Genomic DNA, 17,854 nt, shown 5'->3' on the forward strand with positions numbered 1-17,854 from the left:
TTCGCTAAATCACCCTAGCGTACAACTTCCCGGAAAAATGCCGCCAGTTGCCGTGCATTTTCGTCCCAGGAAAAGGCGCGGACATTTTCGGCAACGTCGTCGCGGGCGGGGGGATTGGCGAGTATGTCCCGCGCAGCATCGGCCACGGCTTGGGGCGTGCGGTCCACGATGCGACCGGCAGCAGGCGTTTTTAAAAGCTCGCGGATTCCGCCAACATCGCTTGCAATGATAGGTGTTCCGCAGGCAAGTGCCTCCACCCATGCGTTGGCGAGCCCTTCGCTTGCCGAAACCAGCGCCATGATATCGGCTGCCGCAAACAGGGACGGCAGATCGTCATGCGGCACGCTTCCCAGAAAGGCGACGCGCTCGGCGACGCCCAGTTCGGCCGCCAGCGCACGATATTCGCTTTCGCTCTCGCCCTTGCCCGCCAGCAACAGCATGGCATCAGGCAAGGAGGGGAGCGCCGCGATCAGCAAGTCCTGACCTTTGCGGGGAATAAGGGCCCCGACGCTCAGGATAAGGGGACCGGATATGCCAAGCCTCGCCTTTTCGGTCGCACGGTCGCGCGGTGCAAAACGGCTCTGGTCAAGGCCGGTATAATGAACCCTTATTTTGTCCACATCCATCCCAAGCGCTACCATATCCGCCTTGAGGGCATCCGATACAGCGAGCAATCCGGCTGCTTTGTCGGCAGCCTCCAGCACTTGTGCCGCACATCCGGGTTGATTGCCCCAATGGTGGATGTCGCCACCGCGTGCCTTGATCGTAAAGGGGATGCCCAGTTCCTGTGACAACCGCATTGCGGCGGGACCGTCGGGGTAGAAAAATTCGGCATCGATCAGGTCAAAGCCGATCTCAGCGTGCAGCCGGCGTGCAAGCGGCAAAATGGCGCGCGCGATCATTGCCGGGTTTATCCGCCCGCCAAATTTCGGAATGGCGGTGAAACGCGGGCGGTAGACATCAAGCTCGCCCCATTGTTCCTTCTCCGCCACATGGGCCAGCGCGGGCTGATCGGCGAGCAGGCTGAGCGGCCAGGGGGCGACGCCAATGGGATTGATCACGATCACCGCAAAGTCGCGCACCGCCGTCAGCGCCGCCGTCTGACGCTCGACAAAGACGCCGAAATTCGGCCGGTGGGCCGCCGGAAACAGGGTGGAGAGCGTGAGGATGCGCACGGGCTTTGCCCCTACAGCTTGCGGATCAGGCGGACGGCCTTGGCAATCCATGCAGGATCGGTCACGACCTGCTGGCGTGCTCCGGCCTCCAGCGGGAGGATGTGCAGCTTTCCATCCTCGCGTCCCAGCAGGCGCCCGAACAGGAACCGTCCGCCGGGCCGGGGCACGAGGACATCGAGGTTGAGCGCGCTGGCATAGGCCTCGGGCTGGAGCTGTTCCAGCCACAGTTCGTCGCCACGCCGGTATTCGCCCGTCGAAACGGCGATCCGCAACCCGACCATTGCCCCGCCAATATTGGGAACCATGATGCGTTCTTCCTTGGTGGGGGCAAATGTACCGTCTTCCTGCAGCACCGCGGCGACGGGAAGATATTGCTGGTCGGGAAGGGCAACAAGATCGCTTGAATCGACACCGAGGGCATCGGCGATGCGGTTGATCCAGATAAGCGACAATACGCGCGCCCCGGTTTCGAGGCGGCCGATGGTCTGCGCAGTGGTGGGCGGTGTGCAGCGTTCGGCCACATCCGCCAGGGTCAGGCCCTTTGCCTTGCGCACATCCCGGATACGGCTTTGCATCGCTGGTCCTCCTATCACCAAATAGGTTTTTTCTTTCCTACATTATTTACCGGATGGCAAGAGTGATTCCTGCTTAACCGGAGAATTGCTATGCCCCGTAAAATCTGCGCCCTATCCCGCCACAAGGACCCGCGTCCACTCATCGAGCGTGAATTGTGCGAACCGCTGTCGGAAGCCAAAGGACGGGCGCGAAGCCGGACGGTGACCGTCAATCTGGCGGAATCGCCTCTCTCCTGGCTTTATGCGCGCGGTTTCTTGTCGGACCGGCAGTTGCTGGCGGGGGAAACCCTGCGCGCCGACTATACCGCTGCTGTCATGGAACCGCGGGTAACAATGAGGTGGGATGCGGTTCCGTCTGGCCGATCGCTGCGGGGCGCGCCGGAGGGGCTGACGCCCAGTGAACGGATGGTGGCGGCAAAGGCGCGATTTGATGCGGCGATGGCGGTTGTGGGGCCGGACCTTGCCGATATTGCCTGGCGCGTGGTCTGTGCGGGTGAGGCGATTACGGTCGCTGAGCGGGCCTTGTCCTGGCCAGTGCGTTCGGGGCGGCTGGTGCTGAAAATCGCGCTCGACCGGCTGGCGGATTTTTACCGCCTGCCCCATTAGGAGGCGATCAGCCCGCCATTTCCTCGACCAGCATGGCGAGTTCCAGCCACCGTTCCTCGGCCGCTTCTTTTTCGGTGCGCAATGCCTCGCACTTTGCCGTCAGCTCAGAAAAGCGCGCCGGGTTGCGGGTGTAGAGTGCAGGGTCGGCCATTTCGGCCTCCGCCGCAGCGATCTCGCCATCAATCGCCTCGATCCGGCCGGGCAGCAGGTCATAGTCGCGCTGGTCCTTATAGGATAATTTGGCGGGGCGGGCAGGGGGCTTGGGCGCGGATGGCTCGGCCGGTGCCGCCGCCGGCTTTTCGGCCTTCTTGCGGGTCTCGTGACTGTCGCGGCGGTCGCGCTTCGCCTCCCAATCGGCATAGCCGCCCGCGATGATGTCGACCTTGCCCGACCCGTCCAGACCGAGGGTGAGGTTGACCGTGCGGTCCAGGAAATCACGGTCATGGCTGACGATCAGGACAGTGCCGTCATAATCGGCGATCACCTCCTGCAACAGGTCGAGCGTTTCGAGGTCAAGGTCGTTGGTCGGCTCGTCCAGTACGAGCAAATTCGCCTCCCGCGCAAATTCGCGGGCGAGCAGGATGCGCGACTGCTCTCCGCCCGACAGCGTGCCGATGCGTGCCTCGATCAGTTCGGGGTCGAAAAGAAATTCCTTGAGATAGCCCTGCACATGCTTGCGCACCCCGCGCACATCGATCCAGTCACTGCCGTCGGCCAGCACATCGCGCACCCGCTTGTCGGGCGACATGAGCTTGCGCTGCTGGTCGATCACGATGCCGGTCAGGGTCGGCGACAGGGTGATGGTGCCGGTGTCGGGCTGTGTCTCGCCGGTCAGGATGCGGATGAGCGTGGTCTTCCCCGTCCCGTTGGCGCCGACAATACCGATCCGGTCCCCCCGCTGGATCCGCAGGGTGAAGTCCTTGATGATAGTCCGCTCGCCAAAGCTTTTGCCGACGCCTTCGGCATTGATGACCGTCTTGGTCTTGCTGTCGTCGCTTGCCGCCGCCAGCTTGGCGGTGCCCTGTGGTCCCATCATCGCCGCCCGCGCCGCGCGCATTTCATAAAGCTTGGCGAGCCGGCCCTGGTTCCGCTTACGCCGCGCCGTCACCCCTCGTTCCAGCCAGTGCGCCTCGATCTTCAACTTCGCATCCAACCGGTCCGCGTTGCGCGCGTCTTCGGCATAGACCCGCTCGGTCCAGGCATCATAACCGCCAAAGCCGATCTCGTTCCGCCGCAGCAAGCCGCGGTCCAGCCAGAATGTCTGCCGCGTCAACCGCGTCAGGAAAGTCCGGTCATGGCTGATTACCATGAAGGCCCCGCGATAACGCGTCAGCCAGTCTTCAAGCCATTCGATAGCGGCAAGATCGAGATGGTTTGTCGGCTCGTCCAGCAACAACAGATCAGGCTCACTTGCCAGCGCCCGGCATATCGCCGCCCGCCGCTTTTCGCCCCCGCTCGCGGTCTTTGCCTCACGGTCGAGGTCGATCCCCAACTGGTCCGCAATGGCGCGCACCGCATATTCGGGCGGGCCTTTTTCACCATGGACGGCAAAATCCACCAGCCGGTCGAAGGAGGCGACGTTCGGATCCTGTTCGAGCATCACGATATTGGTCCCGGGCACGACAACCCGCTTGCCCTTGTCCGCCTCGACCGTCCCAGCGACCAGTTTCATCAGCGTCGTCTTGCCCGCCCCGTTGCGTCCGATCAACGCCAGACGGTCGCGCGCGCCGATGAACAGGTTGATATCCTGAAACAACCAGCCGCCGCCCTGCTGCAGCGCGAGATTTTCAAAGGCAAAGATAGGGGGTTGGGACATGCCAGCGCGGATAGGGGGAGGGCGTTGCTATTGCAACCCCGACGCATTTACCTGCCTTGTTTCTCGTCCGTCCCCGCTTTACGACCCAAAGCCAGCGAAAGGGCCAAGTTCATGCGTACCATCTACCTCAACGGCAACTACATCCCCGAAACCGAAGGCCGCGTGTCGGTGTTCGACCGCGGCTTTCTGTTTTCGGACTCGGTGTATGAAGTCGTCTCGGTTCTGGGTGGAAAGCTTGTCGATTTTGACGGCCATGTGCAACGCCTTGCACGGTCGTTGGGCGAGTTGGGAATAACAGGTGCCCCCGATGCCGGGGCATGGCTTGCCATCTGCCGCGAGTTGGTTGCCCGCAACGCGGTGGAAGAGGGGATGATCTACTGGCAGGTCACACGCGGCGCGCCATCGGACCGGGATTTTGTCTTTCCCGCACCCGGCACCGCGCCAACAGTGCTGGCCTTTTCACAAAGCCGCATTCTGGCTGATAATCCGTCTGCGGTGACAGGCATTCATGTGGTGACCTTGCCCGATTTGCGCTGGGGCCGTGCGGACATAAAGACGACGCAGTTGCTCTATGCATCGCTGATGAAAAATGAGGCGATTGCCCGCGGCGCAGATGATGCCTGGATGGTGCGCGACGGGTTCATTACCGAAGGAACGGCCCAAAATGCCCATATCATCACGCAATCGGGAACCCTCGTGACACATCCCCTGAATCGCGAAATCCTGCACGGCATTACCCGCGCGGCGGTTTTGCCGCTGGCAGGGCATCCTATTGAAGAACGGCCTTTTTCTGTCGCCGAGGCGGAACAAGCCGCCGAAGCATTTGTTTCCTCCGCCTCTGGCTTTGTAATGCCGGTTGTGCGGATAAATGATAAGATAATCGGTGATGGCAAACCCGGTTCGGCAACCGTTCAGCTTCGCAAAGCCTATATCGATTGGGCACGCCGTACCGCCTTGTGAGCGGAACGTGCACTGTAGGAGTATGAATATGCGGAAGTACATTTTGGCAGCGCTTTTGGCAGCGGGCAGCATGACAGCGGGGGAAGCGATGGCAACACAGGTGAATATTACGGCAACAAATCCGGTCATTGACCTGACGATCAGCGACACGGTCGAAGCCAAACCCGATATCGCGACATTTTCCACCGGCGTACAGACGCTGGCCCCAACCGCCAGCGAAGCGGTACGCCAGAATAATGTGCAAATGGCCTCGGTCGTTGCCCGCCTGAAGAAACTGGGCATTGCGGAAAAGGACATCCAGACCACGCAAATCAGCCTGAACCAGCAGTTCGATTATCGCGATGGCCAGCAGGTTTTCAAAGGTTATCAGGCATCGAACATGGTCAATGCCAGGCTGCGCGACCTGAAAAAGCTGGGCGCATTTCTGGATGCTTTGGCGGTTGACGGCGCGACCAATTTCAACGGGCCGACATTTGGCATCGACGATGACAGCAAATATCGCGAGATGGCCCGCGACAAGGTGTGGGCAACCGCAATGGCACGGGCCAAATCCATGGCGCAAAAGGCCGGATATACCAGTGTCCGCGTGCTGCGTGTCGAGGAAACCGAAGGGCAGGGCGGCATCTATCCCCCCATGCCCATGATGGCCCGCGCCATGGACGCATCGGAAAAATCGACCCCCATCGCCCCGGGTGAATTGAGCGTCGGTGCGACGGTTTCGTTTACGTTTGAAATGGTGAAGTGATCGACTGTCGGGGCAAGAGCCGCTCCGTCGAACCCCTCACCAACTCCGCCTAGGCCTTGCGGCCAAGGCTCCGTATCCTCTCCCCTGAAGGGGAGAGGTCAAACGCCATTTCCCTCTCCCCTTCAGGGGAGAGGTACGCAGTCTTACGGCTTTAGCCGTTAGACGAAGTGGAGAGGGGGAGTTCGTGCGCTACGGCATCAGCGGCAAGGCAACAGTCCCCAACGCCTCCATCGCCCCGCACCAACACCCTGAACCCCTCATCAACCCTAACAAAAGGTTGATACGCCATTCAGATTGTGTTCAAGCCGGATCGCTAAATGGGGGGCTATGTTGAACCGGAAGAAATTTCTGTCCTTGGCCATGCTGGCCGCCATCGCCGCAACTTTGCCTGCCGAAGCGCGGCGTGGTGAGCAGGATGATGCGCGGGAAGATTGGCAAAACGGCAAGGTTAAATCCTTGCGGGAAATTGAGGGCAATGTCGTGCCCCGTATGCGCGGCATGCAATATCTTGGTCCCGAATATGACCCGACCGCCCAGGTTTACCGTCTGAAATTCATCAACAAGGACCGTGTTATCTTCGTCGATGTCGACGGCAAAACGGGCAGCGTCCTGCGCCAGCGTTGATAGGATTTTGCGTGCGGCGGCTAATCTGCTAGCCCATTTCCAGCATCATTAGAGTATTTGAAGGGGACAGCATGCGCATCCTTATTGTGGAAGACGAACCGACGCTCGGCCAGCAGTTGAAATCGACTCTGGAAGGGGCAGGATATGCCGTGGATCTCTCGGTCGATGGTGAAGACGGCCATTATATGGGTTCGACGGAAAATTATGACGCCGTCATTCTCGATCTCGGCCTTCCCGAAATTGACGGTTTGACCGTGCTGGACCGCTGGCGCAAAGAAGGGCGCAAATTCCCCGTCCTCGTTCTGACGGCGCGCGATAGCTGGTCGGACAAGGTTGCAGGGCTCGATGCAGGCGCCGACGATTATCTGGCAAAGCCATTCCAGACAGAGGAACTGATTGCGCGGCTGCGGGCGCTGATCCGCCGTGCATCGGGTAATGCATCATCGGAACTGACTGTGGGCGATGTGCGTCTCGACACGCGTTCGGGCCGGGTTACCCTTGATGGCCAGCCTGTCAAACTGACCGCGCAGGAATATAAGCTGCTGTCCTATCTGATGCACCATAAGGGCAAGGTCGTATCGCGAACCGAATTGATCGAACATATTTACGATCAGGATTTCGACCGCGATTCCAACACCATTGAAGTGTTCGTGACCCGTATCCGCAAGAAACTGGGGCAGGATGTCATTTCGACCATCCGTGGCCTTGGCTACAGCCTTGAGGAACCGGTCAGCTGAATCCGCCTGCCGTCATAAATGCGGCGGTCAAGCCCCCGTCTTGGCGGAGCCAGTTTCAAAGCACGGGTTCGCTCACCCGCCGCATGATCCTGACGGCGGCGGCATGGATTACCATATTGCTGATCGGCGGTGGCGCGGCACTTGACCGGGTGTTGACCAATTCTGTCGAACAGAATTTCGACAACCAGCTCGAATATGTTCTGACCGCCATGATCGCCTCGGCGGAAATCGGCCCGGATGGCGAAATCCGCATGAACCGGCCATTGGGCGACCAGCGTTTTCTGGAACCTAATAGCGGCCTTTACTGGCAGATCACCGGAAAGGGTGCCTTGCCTTTCCCGTCGCGATCGCTGTGGGACCGCGCGTTGAAGACGCCGGCCGGACATAATGACCAGGCCGTCCATTTCCGCGACAGCGATGAATTCCGCGACGAACCGCTCCGCATTGCCGAACGTAATATCAAATTGCCGGATTCGGACATTAGCTGGACCTTCATGGTGGCGCAGAGCCGCGACAGTCTGGATGCGCAGATACAGGAACTGCGTTCGGTGCTTGTCATCAGCTTCATGCTGCTGGCCCTTGGTTTGATCATATTGGCAGCGCTCCAGACATTTTACGGGCTGTGGCCATTGCGCGCGGTGCGGCAGGCCATTGCCCAGATGCGCAGCGGGCGGGAAAGCCGTGTGACCGATGCCTTGCCGGATGAGGTGATGCCGATGGTCAATGAACTCAATGCCTTATTGGACCATAATGAGAAGCAGGCCGAAGAATCGCGGCGGCATGCGGGCAATCTTGCCCATGCGCTGAAAACGCCGCTGACCGTGATCATGAACAGCGCGACCGCACAGGCACCGGACCTTGCCGAAACGGTAATCCGTGAAGCGACCACCATGCGCCGGCAGGTGGACCACCATCTGGCCCGCGCCCGCGCCGTCGGGCGCCGGGGCCATAGCCACAGCCGCGCGCAGGTGTGGGACAGCCTGGAATCGGTCGAACGCGCGGTCAGCCGTCTCTATGGCCATGTGCGGCTCGACATGGCAGGCGATAAGACATTGGCGGCCCGTGTGGAGCGGCAGGATCTGGACGAAATGCTCGGCAACCTGATCGAAAATGCCGCCAAATATGGGGGCGGCAGTGTGTTCGTGACGGTCGAGGATGCGGACGATTTTGTCGAACTGCTGGTCGAAGACGACGGCCGCGGAATCCCCGAAGGCGAACGCGAACGCCTGTTCGATCGCGGTGCCCGTCTGGACACCGGCAAACCCGGAACCGGCCTCGGCCTCGCCATCGTGCGCGATGTTGTCGAAATTTACGGCGGTTCGGTGAAACTGGAAGAAAGCGAAGACCTGGGCGGATTGCTCGTACGGTTAAGGTTGCCCAAGGCGCTGGGGTAACATCGCCGCCGCTGCCCCTCTCCAACTCCGCCTAGGCCATTCGGCCAAGGCTCCGTATCCTCTCCCCTGAAGGGGAGAGGCTATGTCCCATTTCCCTCTCCCCTTCAGGGGAGAGGTACGAAGTCTTACGGCTTTAGCCGTTAGACGTAGTGGAGAGGGGGAGCTCGCGCTCGGCTTTGCCGCGCGCTCCCTTACCCCGCGTCGCGGATTTGCTGGTGGTGGCGGATGACTTCGTCGATGATGAAGCGCAGGAATTTTTCGGTAAAATCGGGGTCGAGCTTGGCATCGCGGGCCAGTTGGCGAAGGCGTTCGATTTGGCGTTCTTCGCGTGCGGGGTCGGCGGGCGGCAGGGCAGACTTGGCTTTGAACTCGCCCACGGCCTGCGTAATCTTGAAACGCTCGGCGAGCATGAACACCAGGGCGGCGTCGATATTGTCTATGCTGTCGCGGTAGCGTCGCAATGTGTCTTCGTGGTCCATAAGGCACCATCTGCCGTGAATGCCGTTACAGGACAAGAGGAAAAGCCCCATTTGCACTTGCCTTGCCGCCTCCGGCTTGCCAGAGCGGGACTATTATGACTGCAACCATTCATCAAATCGGCGGACACCGCGCACCTTCGCTGGATCCGATCCTGAAACTCGTCGCGCCCGAAATGAACAAGGTGAATGCGGTCATCCTTGACCGGATGCAGTCGGAAATCCCGCTGATACCCGAACTGGCCGGGCATTTGATCGCCGGTGGCGGCAAGCGGATGCGGCCGATGCTGACCCTCGCTTGTGCCCGCTTGCTCGATTATCCCGGCGAACGGCACCACAAGCTGGCGGCGGCGGTGGAGTTTATCCATACCGCGACGCTGCTGCACGACGATGTTGTTGATGGCAGCGATATGCGCCGGGGCAAGACCGCAGCGAACCTGATTTTCGGTAACCCTGCCGCGGTTCTGGTTGGCGATTTCCTGTTCAGCCGGTCCTTTGAGCTGATGGTCGAGGACGGATCGCTCAAGGTCCTGAAAATACTTTCCCATGCATCGGCCGTCATTGCGGAAGGCGAAGTCAACCAGTTGACGGCGCAGCGGCAGATCACAACGACGGAAGAAAAATATCTCGACATCATCGGGTCGAAAACCGCCGCGCTATTTGCCGCCGCGTGCAAGATTGCCGCGGTGGTAGCCGAAAGCGGGGAGGCGCAGGAAATGGCGCTCGACGCCTATGGCCGCAACCTTGGCATCGCATTCCAGCTTGTCGATGACGCCATCGACTATGTGTCCGACGGGGCGACGATGGGCAAGGATATTGGTGACGATTTCCGCGACGGAAAGGTCACATTGCCGGTCATATTGGCGCACAGCCGCGGGTCGGCAGAGGAACAGAAATTCTGGCATGACGCGATGCTGGGCAACCGCGTATCCGACGAGGATCTGCTGCACGCAACGACCCTTTTGCGCGCGCATGATGCGATTGACGATACGATCGAACGCGCCCGCCATTATGGCCAGCGCGCGATCGATTCCATCGCCCATTTCCCGGGCGGAGAGGCGAAGGCGGCGTTGGTCGAGGCGGTCGAATTCGCCATCGCCCGCGCCTATTGAGCATGAAGCCCCGCAAACCCCTGGCAGACGGATTCGACCCGATCGGGCCGTTCCATCCCTATGTGGTGATGGGCGCGGTTCTGCTGCTCGATTTGCTGGCGATTTTGCTGGTCCTGTCGGCGCTGACCTATGCCGGGGATAGAATCGAAGACATGATCTGGCCGGGCGGCAAGGAATGGGTCGACCTTTGAATGCAGGGCTTCCGGTTGATGCTGTTTTGCCGGATTTGCTCGCTACTCTGGCCGGACAGTCCAATGCTGTCCTGATTGCTCCGCCGGGGGCGGGCAAGACGACGATGGTCGCGCCGCGTCTTCTCGATCAGCCGTGGTGCAGCGGCAAAATCCTTCTCCTGTCCCCGCGCCGTCTGGCGGCCCGCATGGCGGCAGAGAGGATTGCCGAGCTGATGGGCGAGCAGGTGGGCGGCCTTGTCGGCTATGCGACGCGTATGGACAGCAAGCAGTCTGCCGCGACGCGCATTTTGGTGCTGACCGAGGGCATCTTCCGCAACCGCATCATCGCCGACCCGGAACTGGCGGGCATCTCCGCTGTGCTGTTCGACGAGGTGCACGAACGCAGCATCGACAGCGATTTCGGCCTTGCGCTGGCGCTCGAGGCGCAGGGCGCGTTCCGGCCCGACCTGCGGCTGGTTGCCATGTCCGCCACGCTCGACGGCGCGCGCTTTTCCGCGCTGATGGACGGCGCGCCGGTGATTGAGAGCGAGGGGCGGAGCTGGCCGCTGGAGCTGCGCTATGTCGGGCGGCAGGTCAGCCAGCCGGTCGAGACCGACATCGCCCGCACCATCCGGCAGGCGCTGGGGGAGGAAGAGGGCGACCTGCTCGCCTTTCTGCCCGGCACGCGCGAGATCGACCGCACGGCCGAGGCGCTGGCCGGGTTGCCCGACAGCATCGTCGTCCACAAGCTGCACGGGCAGGTGGACCCTGCGGCGCAGCGGCACGCGGTCCGGCCCGATCCGGAAGGCCGCCGCAAGATCATCCTTGCCACCAACATCGCAGAGACCAGCCTCACCATCGATGGCGTCCGCATCGTCGTCGACAGCGGCCTTGCCCGCCGCGCGCGTTTTGACCGGGCGGCGGGGGTGACGCGGCTCGTCACCGAACGCGCCAGCCTGTCCGCCGCCACCCAGCGCGCAGGCCGCGCCGCGCGGCAGGCCGCAGGGGTCGCCTATCGCCTGTGGGAAGAGGCGGGCAATGGCGGCCTTCCGCCCTTTGACCCGCCGGAGATATTGGAAAGCGACCTTGCGCCCCTGCTGCTCGACTGCGCCTTATGGGGTGAGGGCGACCCCGCCCGCCTGCGCTGGCTCGACCCGCCGCCTGCCGCCGCATTGAACGAGGCGCGCAAGGCGCTGTGCGCCATCGACGCGCTGACCGACAATGGAGCCATCACGCCCCATGGCCGTAGGCTCGCCACCCTGCCGCTGCCGCCGCAACTGGCGCATATGGTCCTGCGCGCCGCCGAGCACGGACAGGCGGATACGGCCGCGGAGCTTGCCTTGCTGCTACAGGAACGGGGGCTGGGCGGGCAGGGCGAAGATCTCGAAAGCCGCCACGAACGCTTCCGCCGCGACAAGGGCGGCCGCACCGATGCCGCCAAGGCGCTTGCCCGCCGGATCGGCGGCATGGCGGGCGAAGGCGGGACCGAAGCTCCGCTTTCAACCGGCGCGCTCGTCGCGCTGGCCTATCCCGAACGCGTCGCCAAACGCCGCGATGCCAAGGGCGAAAACTGGATCAGCGCATTGGGCCGCGGCCTGCGCCTCGACCCGCTGTCGCCGCTGGCACAGGCCGAATGGCTCGCCGTCGCCGACCTGCAGGGCGCGGCGTCCGGCGCGCGCATCCTGTCCGCCGCCGCTCTGACCGAGGCGGAAGTGCTGGACCTGTTTGCCGACCGTTTGGAAACGAAGACCGAAACCCGCTACGACGCCGCCAACGACCGTGTCGAAATCCGGCAACGGCAAAGGCTGGGCGCGATCGTGCTGCGCGAGGTGACCGTTGCAAAGGCGGACGAGGCTGTTCTGGCTGACGCGCTGCTGTCGGCGGTGCGCCAATGCGGTATTGCCGCGCTGCCCTGGTCCGATGCCGCCATCGCCCTGCGCCAGCGTGCCGCCTTTGCCGGGCATGGCGCGTTGTCCGACGCCAGCCTGCTGGAAACGCTGGACCAGTGGCTGCCCCCTTGCCTGAACGGGGCGACGCGGTTGCGGGACATTTCGAAACAGGCGCTGTCCGATGCGCTCGACAATCTGCTCGGCTGGGATAGCAAGCAGCAGGTCGAACGCCTTGCCCCCGCCCATTTTACCAGCCCCGCCGGCACCACGCACCCTGTCGACTATGCGGCGGAGGCGGGGCCAACGGTCGAGCTGCGGGTTCAGGCGCTGTTCGGGCTGGACGTGCATCCGTGCATCGGCATCGAACGTCTGCCGCTGGTGCTCAGCCTGACCTCGCCCGCGGGCCGTCCGATCCAGACCACCCGCAACCTGCCGGAATTCTGGCGCGGCAGCTGGCGCGAGGTCGCCAAGGAAATGCGGGGTCGCTACCCCAAACATAACTGGCCCGACGCACCTTGGGAAAGCGTTGCCAGCCTGAAAACCAAAAAGGCGCAGGCACGCGACGCTTGACGAATCCGCCCTGTTTGGCGCAAGGCGGCAGCAATCCCATAGTCAGGAAGTTCCGATGTCCGCACGTATCTATCAGCGTCCCAAAAACGCCATGCAGTCTGGAAAGGCCCATACCGACATCTGGATCCTCGAATTCACGCCGTCGGAACCGCGCAAGGCCGACCCGCTGATGGGTTGGGCCGGTTCGGGCGACACGCAGGTGCAGGTGCAACTGAAATTCCCGACCCTCGCTGCCGCACAAGCCTATGCCGCGAAAAAGGGCATCCACGCCACCTTCATCCCGACCCCGCCGAAGACACTGAAGATACAGGCTTACGCGGATAATTTCCGCTAGGGGTGGCGGGGCACCTCCGGCCTTTTGGGCTTTGGAGGGTGGAATTCGCTAGAAGGAATAAGGGAAAAAGGAAGAAGGCGTTGTGTCGTCTTTGGCCCTTTGTGCCTTGATGAACGGTTGGTGTCTGTTAACAGGACATCCAAATCGAAAGCGGACTGTCAGGACAGGACGACATTGCGCTAAATGTTAATGGACTGCTTCGCGGATTTTCGGCTCCATGTTGGTTGTGAGCACTGCCTTGCGTGCTGGCAGTGGCTCGCTCCCACGCTCGCCGTTTCGATCAATGTCCTTTAAGAGCAAATTCATCTCCGCGATTTCGCGGACCTGAGCTTCGATAATTTTGTCGGCAAGTTCCCGTACACGCGGGTCGCTAATTTGGGCTTTGCGCGCGTTGTTTATCGCGATCGAGTGGTGGGGGATCATGGATTTCATGAACCGCGAGTCGTCTATGAGAGCTTGGCTTCGGTTGAGAGCCAACAGGATTGCGGCCACAAGCAGCCCGCCTGCTAAAACTGCAACCTTCATCGCCTGTGGCTGATACATCTTCCACATGAAGGCGAGCATGAGAGCAGTCATGACCCCTCCCATGATCAGAGAAGCCAGCAACCGATTGAGGCTGAACATGGCGTGGTCGGCGCTGTAGACAAGTTGATACATCAGGACGAACATGATCGCGGTGGATGCAGCGATCATCGCCGCAAACCGGCCCCAGCCCATCTTCATGTCCTGCTTCTGCTGATCCATCGATTTTCTCCTGCCGATCCCGGAACGAGATCTAAACTAGCGGGACTTCGTAATGTTCATTTGCCTTTGCGAATATCCGCTTCCCACAGCATTCCGGCCATTTCCACTGGCCGCCCAGTACGATGAAAGCGGCCATCCATTCAGCTCAAGTATGACCAAATCTCAGTGCCAGAGGATTATCTGGAAGAAAGAAGAGAAAGAAGAAAGACGAGCCGGATGCGGGATGCATTTCGACCTGCTTTTTTCCTTCTTTCTCTTTTTTCTTCTGACGAAAAAATCGGCACGACCCACCCGCCAGCGCAAGGCATATTGTATCAAACCGGCCCTCTCCCGTTGGGTGAGGGGGTATCAATTCAGCTTTAAAATAGCCGACACCCTGAACTTGTTTCACCTTCGGTGACTACGTTCCAGGGTCTTAGTACTGCGACGTTGAAAATTAAGACCCTGAAACAAGTTGTGCTCTGCACGCCTTCGGCTCCAGGGTGACGGGGTTTTGAAGTTCAGGGTGACGGGATTTTGATATTCAGGATGACAGGGGGCATTGAATTTCAGGATGAAGGGTTGGGCGTAAACAACGCCTTCTTCCTTTTTCCCTTCTTCCTTTTAGCGAAAAAAAACGACGCGCAACCCAAAATCCCAAGCCCCTACCTAAACCACCATCCCCGGCAGCATCAGCAACTTCACATCCACCACACATCCTTCCGCCCGCTTGTCCGCAACAAAGGCCGGAAGCTGGTCAAGTGCCACGCGGTGGACGAGGATATTTTCGCCATCCACCCCGCCGCCGTCGCCGACCCTGGTCAGGCCGGATGCACGGACGAGGGTGAAGCTTTCGCTCACCATGCCGGGGGAGGAGAAGAATTCGCCGATGATATCCAGTTTTGCAGCGCGATAGCCGGTTTCCTCCTCCAGCTCGCGCGCGGCGGAGGTGAGGGCGTCTTCGCCGGTATCCTGATCGCCGATCAGGCCGGCGGGCAGTTCGATGCATGGCGCGCCGAGCGGAACGCGATATTGTTCGACCAGCAGGACATGGTTATCCTCGACCGCCAATATGACAGCGGCGCGGATGCCGCGGGCGCGGGCGACATATTCCCATTTGCCCTTTCGTTTGGCCGTGATGAAACGGCCCTGCCACATGATCTCTTCGGGTTCGTTGTCGCTGCTCATAACTCGATCAGGCGGTCCGGAATTTCATTGGGATTTTCATGGCCCTTGGGGAAATGTTCGGCAAGAACAATGCCCATTTGCCGCACGGCTTCGGCCATGCCTTCGCCCGGCTGTCCGGCCTTGACCCGATCAATCAGGGCGACCATCGCATCACCCCAGATTTCGGGCGTGACCAGCTTTGCGATTTCCTCATCCGCAACAATTTCGGCACGATGCTCTTTCATCGACAGATAGAGCAGCACGCCGGTGCGTCCGACGGTCTTGGCTTCGGTCCCGACCTTGAACAGGCTGATCGCGCGGGCACGCACGCGGGCCATTTTGATCGCCCGCGGGGTGAGGGCAAGGCGCAGCGGCATCCATTTCAGGATCAGCCATGTGCCCACCCATTTCAGGACCATGGCGACAAAGATCATCGCCATGATCTCGCCTGCGGTATAGTCATGCGCCCAGCCACCGGTCATGCTGTCGACAAGGCCCAGATAGAAATCGGGGAACAGGCCATAGGCCGCGAATGCCAGAAACGCGGCAACGCTGGCCCAGAACAGGCCGATATCCTCATAATGGTCGGACAGGTCGGTGACGATTGTGACGATTTCGCCGCTGGTCTGCTGCTCTGCCGCGGCCACCGCCTCGGTCACGCGCACATGGTCGGCTTGGGTCATCCGGTTTACTTTGTGTAAGGCCATTTTGTCTGCTCCTTACCAGCCACCCGAGGCGCCGCCGCCGCCGAAGCTTCCGCCCCCGCCGCCAAAGCCACCTCCGCCAAAGCCACCTCCACCAAAGCCGCCCCCGCCGAAGCCGCCAAATCCGCCGCTGCCGCCGCCCCAGCTGGAACGGCTGCTGCCACCGCCCCAGTCGCCGCCACCCCAGATGATGACGGGCGCGCTGCCGCGCCGCCGGTGTTTCCGGCCACCGCCTTTCAGGCTTTGCATGATGGGTAACAGGACGAAGAAGAAAATGAACAGCAGGAATATCAGCGCGCCAATGGGGAAACCGTCACTGTCGCTCCGTTTCTTTTGTGCGTCGGCCGCGATCTTGGCCGCTTCGTCCGCGGGCAGTTCAAGCTGCGTGACAATACGGTCGACCCCGGCGTTGATGCCACCGGGAAAATCGCCTTCCTTGAAACGCGGTGTGATGTCGTTGCGGATGATGGAGGAGGATAACCCGTCGGTCAGAACAGGTTCAAGGCCGTAGCCGACCTCGATCCGCATCTTGCGTTCATTGGGCGCGACGATCAGCAGGACGCCATTGTCCTTTTCGCTTTCGCCCTTGCCATCCTGTCCGATGGCCCAATGGCGGCCGAGGCGATAGCCATAGTCCGAAATCTCATAGCCTTCGAGGCTGTTCAATGTCGCGACCACAAGCTGTCTTTTGGTGCGGTTTTCCAGACCTTCCAGCTTGGCGGTGAGCGCGGCCTCCTGCGCAGGGTCGAGCAGGTTTGCCTCGTCCACCACACGGCCGGACAATTTCGGGAAGTTCTGCGCGAGCGCCGCCTGGCCGGTGAGGACCAGGAGCGCCGCGACGAGAAGGCCGATGGCCTTTTTCATTTTAAGTTTCCTTAGCGAGAAGGATTAGCCGGTTGGTGCCATATCAAGCTTGGGCGCGGCTTCTGCGCCCGGGGTGGTGGCCTGATAGGGGATCATCGGTTTTGCGCCGTGGATGACCTTGGCACCGATGATATCCGGGAAGGTGCGGATCGTCGTGTTATAGGACCGGACGGCTTCATTATAATCGCGCAGCGTAATGCGGACGCGGTTTTCCTGACCTTCCAACTGGTCCTGCAACTTCAGATAGCCTTCCTGGCTTTTCAGCTGCGGATATTGCTCGACCGATACCAGAAGGCGCGACAGGCTGCCCGAAAGCTGGTTCTGTGCGGCCTGGAACGCGGCCATTTTGGCCGGATCGCTCAGGTCATCGGGATTGACCTGGATATTGGGCGAGGTTGCTTTTGCACGTGCCTCGATCACTTCGGTCAGCGTCTTGTTTTCCTGTGCCGCAGCGCCCTTGACCACATTGGCAAGGTTGGGGATCAGATTGGCGCGTTCCTGGAACGCGGCCTGCACATCGGCCCATTTGGCTTTCGCATTTTCCTCAGCGGTCGGAACACTGTTGATACCGCAGCCTGCGAGCGATGCCGCCGCCACCGGGACCAAAAGAAATTTCGCAAAACTGGTACGCATCAATGGAACTCCTCTGACAGGCGATATGCCCAATGGAACACGAAAAGCCGTGTATTACTCATATAAGGCGCGTGAAGATTTTACGCAATGACCGCTATCGTTTCTTTGCGAATTATGACATTTCGGTGCGGGGTTTTTGAAAATGGGAGTTTCGATATGTTGAGTGAATTCAAGGCGTTTATCGCGCGGGGCAATGTCCTCGATCTTGCGGTCGGTGTGATTATCGGTGCGGCCTTCGGAAAAATCGTGACGTCGATGACCGAAGACCTGATCATGCCGCTCATCTCGCTGGCGACCGGTGGCGGGGTTGATTTCAGCAGCAAATATATCGTGCTGGGTGGCGCGGACAAGGTGACGGCCGGTATGTCGCTTGCCGCGGCAAAGGCCGCGGGTGCCAATGTATTCGCCTATGGCAGCTTCATCACCGCGCTGATCAATTTCCTGATTCTGGCCTTTGTCATCTTCATGATCGTGCGTCAGGCGAACAAGGTGCTGCCGCCTCCTCCTGCGGCGACAGGGCCGACCGATGTCGATCTGCTCACGGAAATCCGGGACGAATTGCGTAAGAAATAGGGTTCAT

At 60.8% G+C, this 17,854-nt stretch carries 21 protein-coding genes; 11 read left to right on the forward strand and 10 right to left on the reverse strand.

Annotation, left to right across the window (positions count from 1 at the left end):
* Positions 1-14: 14 nt before the first annotated feature.
* Together FOM92_RS01420 and FOM92_RS01425 are read right to left on the reverse strand one after the other, a co-directional pair.
* Positions 15-1,226, reverse strand: coding sequence for a glycosyltransferase (locus FOM92_RS01420; protein ID WP_143774999.1), 1,212 nt, complete (start codon positions 1,224-1,226; stop codon positions 15-17).
* Entirely contained in the window at positions 1,187-1,750 is a 564-nt protein-coding gene (locus FOM92_RS01425; RefSeq protein WP_143775000.1) for a helix-turn-helix domain-containing protein, read from the reverse strand. Before FOM92_RS01425 ends, FOM92_RS01420 begins: the two co-directional genes overlap by 40 nt.
* A 90-nt stretch (positions 1,751-1,840) precedes the next feature.
* Between FOM92_RS01425 and FOM92_RS01430 the strand changes: the two genes are divergently transcribed.
* Positions 1,841-2,356 (forward strand): DUF6456 domain-containing protein, encoded by a 516-nt coding sequence (locus tag FOM92_RS01430; RefSeq protein ID WP_143775001.1) that lies wholly within the window; start codon positions 1,841-1,843, stop codon positions 2,354-2,356.
* Between the two features lie 7 nt (positions 2,357-2,363).
* Here FOM92_RS01430 and FOM92_RS01435 read toward each other — a convergent pair whose 3' ends face one another.
* Positions 2,364-4,172 carry an ABC-F family ATP-binding cassette domain-containing protein gene (locus FOM92_RS01435; protein WP_143775002.1) on the reverse strand — a complete coding sequence of 603 codons (1,809 nt, stop codon included), beginning with the start codon at positions 4,170-4,172 and terminating at the stop codon, positions 2,364-2,366.
* A 111-nt stretch (positions 4,173-4,283) separates the two neighbouring features.
* Between FOM92_RS01435 and FOM92_RS01440 the strand changes: the two genes are divergently transcribed.
* The 5 genes from FOM92_RS01440 to FOM92_RS01460 all read left to right on the forward strand — a co-directional run bounded on the left by FOM92_RS01440 (position 4,284) and on the right by FOM92_RS01460 (position 8,632).
* A complete protein-coding gene (locus tag FOM92_RS01440) occupies positions 4,284-5,132 on the forward strand; it encodes a D-amino-acid transaminase (protein WP_143775003.1) in 849 nt (282 codons plus the stop codon).
* A 28-nt stretch (positions 5,133-5,160) separates the two neighbouring features.
* Positions 5,161-5,877 (forward strand): SIMPL domain-containing protein, encoded by a 717-nt coding sequence (locus FOM92_RS01445; RefSeq protein WP_170226761.1) that lies wholly within the window; start codon positions 5,161-5,163, stop codon positions 5,875-5,877.
* Positions 5,878-6,204: 327 nt separating this feature from the next.
* Positions 6,205-6,501 carry a hypothetical protein gene (locus tag FOM92_RS01450; RefSeq protein ID WP_143775005.1) on the forward strand — a complete coding sequence of 99 codons (297 nt, stop codon included), beginning with the start codon at positions 6,205-6,207 and terminating at the stop codon, positions 6,499-6,501.
* Positions 6,502-6,572: 71 nt separating this feature from the next.
* Positions 6,573-7,238 carry a response regulator gene (locus FOM92_RS01455; RefSeq protein WP_143775006.1) on the forward strand — a complete coding sequence of 222 codons (666 nt, stop codon included), beginning with the start codon at positions 6,573-6,575 and terminating at the stop codon, positions 7,236-7,238.
* Between the two features lie 83 nt (positions 7,239-7,321).
* Complete coding sequence (locus tag FOM92_RS01460; RefSeq protein ID WP_143775007.1) at positions 7,322-8,632, forward strand: sensor histidine kinase; 1,311 nt, start codon at positions 7,322-7,324, stop codon at positions 8,630-8,632.
* A 191-nt stretch (positions 8,633-8,823) separates the two neighbouring features.
* On the opposite strand, the gene FOM92_RS01465 is transcribed toward FOM92_RS01460, so the two are convergent.
* Positions 8,824-9,111 carry a chorismate mutase gene (locus FOM92_RS01465; RefSeq protein ID WP_143776265.1) on the reverse strand — a complete coding sequence of 96 codons (288 nt, stop codon included), beginning with the start codon at positions 9,109-9,111 and terminating at the stop codon, positions 8,824-8,826.
* 95 nt (positions 9,112-9,206) lie between these two features.
* On the opposite strand from FOM92_RS01465, the gene FOM92_RS01470 reads away from it, so the two are divergent.
* From FOM92_RS01470 to FOM92_RS01485, 4 genes are read left to right on the forward strand one after another with little or no spacing between them, the layout of a single operon-like run.
* A complete protein-coding gene (locus FOM92_RS01470) occupies positions 9,207-10,220 on the forward strand; it encodes a polyprenyl synthetase family protein (protein ID WP_143775008.1) in 1,014 nt (337 codons plus the stop codon).
* Between the two features lie 2 nt (positions 10,221-10,222).
* Positions 10,223-10,411 carry a hypothetical protein gene (locus FOM92_RS01475; RefSeq protein ID WP_143775009.1) on the forward strand — a complete coding sequence of 63 codons (189 nt, stop codon included), beginning with the start codon at positions 10,223-10,225 and terminating at the stop codon, positions 10,409-10,411.
* Entirely contained in the window at positions 10,396-12,849 is a 2,454-nt protein-coding gene (gene hrpB, locus FOM92_RS01480) for an ATP-dependent helicase HrpB (protein WP_143775010.1), read from the forward strand. Before FOM92_RS01475 ends, hrpB begins: the two co-directional genes overlap by 16 nt.
* A 55-nt stretch (positions 12,850-12,904) precedes the next feature.
* The gene (locus FOM92_RS01485) at positions 12,905-13,183 is read left to right on the forward strand and encodes an NADH dehydrogenase ubiquinone Fe-S protein 4 (protein WP_143775011.1); all 279 of its coding nucleotides are present in this window, start codon (positions 12,905-12,907) and stop codon (positions 13,181-13,183) included.
* A 186-nt stretch (positions 13,184-13,369) separates the two neighbouring features.
* Here the strand turns inward: FOM92_RS01485 and FOM92_RS01490 are convergent, their stop codons facing one another.
* From FOM92_RS01490 to FOM92_RS01515, 6 genes are all read right to left on the reverse strand, one after another.
* Entirely contained in the window at positions 13,370-13,927 is a 558-nt protein-coding gene (locus FOM92_RS01490; protein WP_143775012.1) for a DUF305 domain-containing protein, read from the reverse strand.
* A 145-nt stretch (positions 13,928-14,072) separates the two neighbouring features.
* The gene (locus FOM92_RS01495; protein ID WP_143775013.1) at positions 14,073-14,318 is read right to left on the reverse strand and encodes a hypothetical protein; all 246 of its coding nucleotides are present in this window, start codon (positions 14,316-14,318) and stop codon (positions 14,073-14,075) included.
* A gap of 257 nt (positions 14,319-14,575) precedes the next feature.
* Positions 14,576-15,094, reverse strand: a complete 519-nt coding sequence (locus FOM92_RS01500; RefSeq protein ID WP_143775014.1) for an NUDIX hydrolase — start codon at positions 15,092-15,094, stop codon at positions 14,576-14,578.
* The gene (locus tag FOM92_RS01505; protein WP_143775015.1) at positions 15,091-15,780 is read right to left on the reverse strand and encodes a TPM domain-containing protein; all 690 of its coding nucleotides are present in this window, start codon (positions 15,778-15,780) and stop codon (positions 15,091-15,093) included. The genes FOM92_RS01500 and FOM92_RS01505 overlap by 4 nt, the downstream gene beginning before the upstream one ends.
* Before the next feature lie 12 nt (positions 15,781-15,792).
* The gene (locus FOM92_RS01510) at positions 15,793-16,641 is read right to left on the reverse strand and encodes a TPM domain-containing protein (protein WP_143775016.1); all 849 of its coding nucleotides are present in this window, start codon (positions 16,639-16,641) and stop codon (positions 15,793-15,795) included.
* Between the two features lie 24 nt (positions 16,642-16,665).
* On the reverse strand, positions 16,666-17,274 hold the full coding sequence (locus FOM92_RS01515) for a LemA family protein (RefSeq protein ID WP_143775017.1): 609 nt from the start codon (positions 17,272-17,274) through the stop codon (positions 16,666-16,668).
* 156 nt (positions 17,275-17,430) lie between these two features.
* Here FOM92_RS01515 and mscL point away from each other — a divergent pair, with 156 nt between their 5' ends.
* Positions 17,431-17,847, forward strand: a complete 417-nt coding sequence (mscL, locus tag FOM92_RS01520; RefSeq protein ID WP_143775018.1) for a large conductance mechanosensitive channel protein MscL — start codon at positions 17,431-17,433, stop codon at positions 17,845-17,847.
* Positions 17,848-17,854 lie beyond the last annotated feature (7 nt).

This window comes from Sphingorhabdus contaminans (assembly GCF_007280415.1).
Lineage (GTDB): Bacteria > Pseudomonadota > Alphaproteobacteria > Sphingomonadales > Sphingomonadaceae > Sphingorhabdus_B > Sphingorhabdus_B contaminans.

Coding starts and splice junctions, on each gene's coding strand:
- FOM92_RS01420 (WP_143774999.1), bottom strand. CDS start 1,226: ATGGATTGCCAAGGCCGTCCGCCTGATCCGCAAGCTGTAGGGGCAAAG.
- FOM92_RS01425 (WP_143775000.1), bottom strand. CDS start 1,750: ATGCAAAGCCGTATCCGGGATGTGCGCAAGGCAAAGGGCCTGACCCTG.
- FOM92_RS01430 (WP_143775001.1), top strand. CDS start 1,841: ATGCCCCGTAAAATCTGCGCCCTATCCCGCCACAAGGACCCGCGTCCA.
- FOM92_RS01435 (WP_143775002.1), bottom strand. CDS start 4,172: ATGTCCCAACCCCCTATCTTTGCCTTTGAAAATCTCGCGCTGCAGCAG.
- FOM92_RS01440 (WP_143775003.1), top strand. CDS start 4,284: ATGCGTACCATCTACCTCAACGGCAACTACATCCCCGAAACCGAAGGC.
- FOM92_RS01445 (WP_170226761.1), top strand. CDS start 5,161: ATGCGGAAGTACATTTTGGCAGCGCTTTTGGCAGCGGGCAGCATGACA.
- FOM92_RS01450 (WP_143775005.1), top strand. CDS start 6,205: ATGTTGAACCGGAAGAAATTTCTGTCCTTGGCCATGCTGGCCGCCATC.
- FOM92_RS01455 (WP_143775006.1), top strand. CDS start 6,573: ATGCGCATCCTTATTGTGGAAGACGAACCGACGCTCGGCCAGCAGTTG.
- FOM92_RS01460 (WP_143775007.1), top strand. CDS start 7,322: ATGATCCTGACGGCGGCGGCATGGATTACCATATTGCTGATCGGCGGT.
- FOM92_RS01465 (WP_143776265.1), bottom strand. CDS start 9,111: ATGGACCACGAAGACACATTGCGACGCTACCGCGACAGCATAGACAAT.
- FOM92_RS01470 (WP_143775008.1), top strand. CDS start 9,207: ATGACTGCAACCATTCATCAAATCGGCGGACACCGCGCACCTTCGCTG.
- FOM92_RS01475 (WP_143775009.1), top strand. CDS start 10,223: ATGAAGCCCCGCAAACCCCTGGCAGACGGATTCGACCCGATCGGGCCG.
- hrpB (WP_143775010.1), top strand. CDS start 10,396: ATGGGTCGACCTTTGAATGCAGGGCTTCCGGTTGATGCTGTTTTGCCG.
- FOM92_RS01485 (WP_143775011.1), top strand. CDS start 12,905: ATGTCCGCACGTATCTATCAGCGTCCCAAAAACGCCATGCAGTCTGGA.
- FOM92_RS01490 (WP_143775012.1), bottom strand. CDS start 13,927: ATGGATCAGCAGAAGCAGGACATGAAGATGGGCTGGGGCCGGTTTGCG.
- FOM92_RS01500 (WP_143775014.1), bottom strand. CDS start 15,094: ATGAGCAGCGACAACGAACCCGAAGAGATCATGTGGCAGGGCCGTTTC.
- FOM92_RS01505 (WP_143775015.1), bottom strand. CDS start 15,780: ATGGCCTTACACAAAGTAAACCGGATGACCCAAGCCGACCATGTGCGC.
- FOM92_RS01510 (WP_143775016.1), bottom strand. CDS start 16,641: ATGAAAAAGGCCATCGGCCTTCTCGTCGCGGCGCTCCTGGTCCTCACC.
- FOM92_RS01515 (WP_143775017.1), bottom strand. CDS start 17,274: ATGCGTACCAGTTTTGCGAAATTTCTTTTGGTCCCGGTGGCGGCGGCA.
- mscL (WP_143775018.1), top strand. CDS start 17,431: ATGTTGAGTGAATTCAAGGCGTTTATCGCGCGGGGCAATGTCCTCGAT.